The sequence below is a fragment of the Brevundimonas vesicularis genome (assembly GCF_900445985.1).
GTDB classification, from domain to species: Bacteria; Pseudomonadota; Alphaproteobacteria; order Caulobacterales; family Caulobacteraceae; genus Brevundimonas; species Brevundimonas vesicularis_D.
Map to the genome: position 1 here is coordinate 1 of NZ_UAQP01000027.1, position 2,933 is coordinate 2,933.

Consider the following 2,933-nt stretch of genomic DNA (forward strand, 5'->3'; position numbering starts at 1 on the left):
AAAAAGGCGAATTGGCATTCGGCACGGTGGACAGCTGGCTGGTATGGCGTTTTGACCGAAGGCAAAGTGCATGTAACCGACCCGAGTAATGCCAGCCGCACCATGTTGTTCAACATTCACACCACGCAATGGGATGATGAATTGCTCGAACTCTTCCAAGTGCCTAAATCGCTGCTACCGGAAGTCAAATCTTCCAGCGAAATTTACGGCTATGTCGATAGTCGCTACATTCTGGGCGGCAAAGTGCCGATTGCAGGGATTGCCGGCGACCAACAAGCGGCTTTATTCGGACAAATGTGTACCAAAAAAGGCATGGTCAAAAACACCTACGGCACCGGCTGCTTCCTGCTGATGAATACCGGTGAGGAAGTGGTGGAATCGAAAAACAATCTGCTTTCGACCGTTGCTTGGAAAATCGGCGATAAAATCACTTATGCGCTGGAAGGCGGCGTATTCGTAGGTGGAGCGGCCATTCAATGGGTGCGCGACGGCTTGCGTGCCATCCGTACCTCCGATGCGATTAACAGCTTGGCGGCAACCGTTGAAGACAACGGCGGCGTCTATTTCGTACCTTGCTTGGCGGGCATGGGCGCGCCTTATTGGGATCAATACGCGCGCGGCACCATCATCGGCATCACGCGCGGCACCACCGACGCCCACATCGCACGCGCGACCTTAGAAGGCATTGCTCTGCAAGTGCATGACATCGTGCGGGCAATGGAAAAAGACGTCGGTCAGGAAACCCAAGAATTCCGTGTTGACGGCGGCGCATCTGCCAGTGATTTGCTCATGCAAATTCAAGCCGATGTCTTCCAATTCGATATTATTCGTCCGAAAGTATTGGAAACCACTGCTTTAGGAGCCGCCTATTTGGCAGGTTTGGCAGTCGGTTTCTGGAACAGTACCGAAGAAATCAGCGACCAATGGCAGCAAGATCGCAGTTTCAGTCCTGAGATGGAAAAAGAAAAACTGGAAAAAATCTTGCGCTATTGGAACAAAGCAGTGAAAGCGGCACAACAGTGGGTTGAGGAGTAAGCTATGAGTCCTTTTATGTCAGAACTCGTCGGCACCATGATTTTGATATTGTTAGGTAATGGAGTGGTGGCAAACGTCGTACTGAAAGGCACCAAAGGTAACAGCAGCGGCTGGATTGTGATTACCACCGCTTGGGCATTTGCCGTTTATGTTGCAGTCTTGGTATCAGGCGCTTCAGGCGCGCATCTCAATCCGGCGGTGACCATCGGTTTGGCGGCAGCCGGCAAATTTGCCTGGGGCAGCGTCGTACCTTATATCATCGCGCAATTCATCGGCAGTGCTTTGGGCGCTTTGTTGGTCTATACCGTGTATATCGATCATTTCAAAGTAACGGAAGATGAGGGCGCTAAACGTGCATGCTTCTGCACCGAGCCTGCCATCCGCAATTACCGCAACAACTTCATCAGCGAAGTCATCGGCACGTTCGTTTTGATATTCGTCATTCTTTATATTGTCGGCGCGGAATTCGCTCCCGGCACGGCGGACGCAACGCCTATCGGCTTAGGCTCATTGGGTGCTTTACCGGTCGCGCTCTTAGTGTGGTCAATCGGTTTGAGCTTAGGCGGAACCACAGGTTATGCCATCAACCCGGCACGTGATAATGCGCCGCGCGCGGTATTAAACTTCATCGGCAGCAAATTCAACACCCGTCCGGATTGGGAATACGGCTGGATTCCATGTGCCGGTCCTGTCGCAGGTGCTATTTTAGCCGCCATCGTTTATCACATTTTTAATTAGCCGATGGCTAAATAAACACAAGGGCTTGGTGCTTTACCGTACTAAGCCCTTTATTTTTAATAAGGAATGATACATTATGAAAAAACTCATTAACCGTGTAGAAACCGTTTTAACGGAACAATTGCAAGGCTTTGTCAGCGCCCATGACGGATTGAAATTACACAGCGACCCTACTTTCATCACCAGAAAAGACGCGCCGATAGCCGATAAAGTCGCCTTGGTCAGCGGCGGCGGCAGCGGACACGAACCCATGCACTGCGGCTTTATCGGCGACGGCATGTTAGACGGCGGTGTGCCCGGAGAAATCTTTACCTCGCCCACGCCCGACCAAGTATTGGCCTGCGCGCAAGCGGTCGATGCCGGCAAAGGCGTATTGCTGATTGTGAAAAACTACACCGGCGACGTGCTTAATTTTGAAACCGCCACCGAATTGGCACAAGATTTAGACATAGATGTTGGTTTTGTACTGGTTGATGACGACGTTGCGGTTAAAGACAGCACGTGGACGACAGGACGACGCGGCGTTGCCAATACCGTCATCATGGAAAAACTCCTCGGCGCAGCGGCGCGCGACGGCGTCAGTCTTGACAAATTGGTGCAACTCGGCAAACACATCAATAACGAAGGCTTCTCCATCGGTATCGCCCTAGACGCCTGCACCGTGCCGGCAGCCGGCAAACCGTCTTTCATATTGACGGAAAACGAAATCGAATTTGGCGTCGGCATACACGGCGAGCCCGGCATCGAACGCCGTCAATATCAAAATCTTGATACCGTCGTCGATCAAATGTTCGCTACCTTGATTGAAAATGGCACCTACAGCCGCACCCTGCGCAACTGGAACAGAGAAAGCCGCGCTTGGGACGAAGAAGTCAGCGAGAAAAGACCGTTGAAAAGCGGCGATAAAGTCATTGCCTTAGTGAACAATCTCGGCAGCGTACCGGTATCAGAACTGTACGGCGTCTATCATCGTCTGCAGCAGCGCTGCGCAGAACAGGGCATTGAAATTGCCCGCAGTCTTGTCGGTTCTTACTGCACCTCGCTGGATATGCAAGGCATCTCCATTACCTTAACCCGCGTGGACGACACGCTTATCAAATACTGGGATGCGCCGGTCAAAACCCCCGGCATGACTTGGTGATTTGGAACATAAAAAAAGG

At 51.8% G+C, this 2,933-nt stretch carries 3 protein-coding genes; all 3 read left to right on the forward strand.

Features of this window, described 5'->3' with window-relative positions:
* Positions 1-1,035 (forward strand): FGGY family carbohydrate kinase (locus tag DT343_RS18470; protein WP_220116865.1); only part of this gene is annotated, 1,035 nt, incomplete at its 5' end.
* A 15-nt stretch (positions 1,036-1,050) separates the two neighbouring features.
* A complete protein-coding gene (locus DT343_RS18475) occupies positions 1,051-1,773 on the forward strand; it encodes an MIP/aquaporin family protein (RefSeq protein WP_220116867.1) in 723 nt (240 codons plus the stop codon).
* Between the two features lie 76 nt (positions 1,774-1,849).
* Positions 1,850-2,914, forward strand: coding sequence for a dihydroxyacetone kinase subunit DhaK (dhaK, locus tag DT343_RS18480; protein WP_112863918.1), 1,065 nt, complete (start codon positions 1,850-1,852; stop codon positions 2,912-2,914).
* Positions 2,915-2,933: the final 19 nt, after the last annotated feature.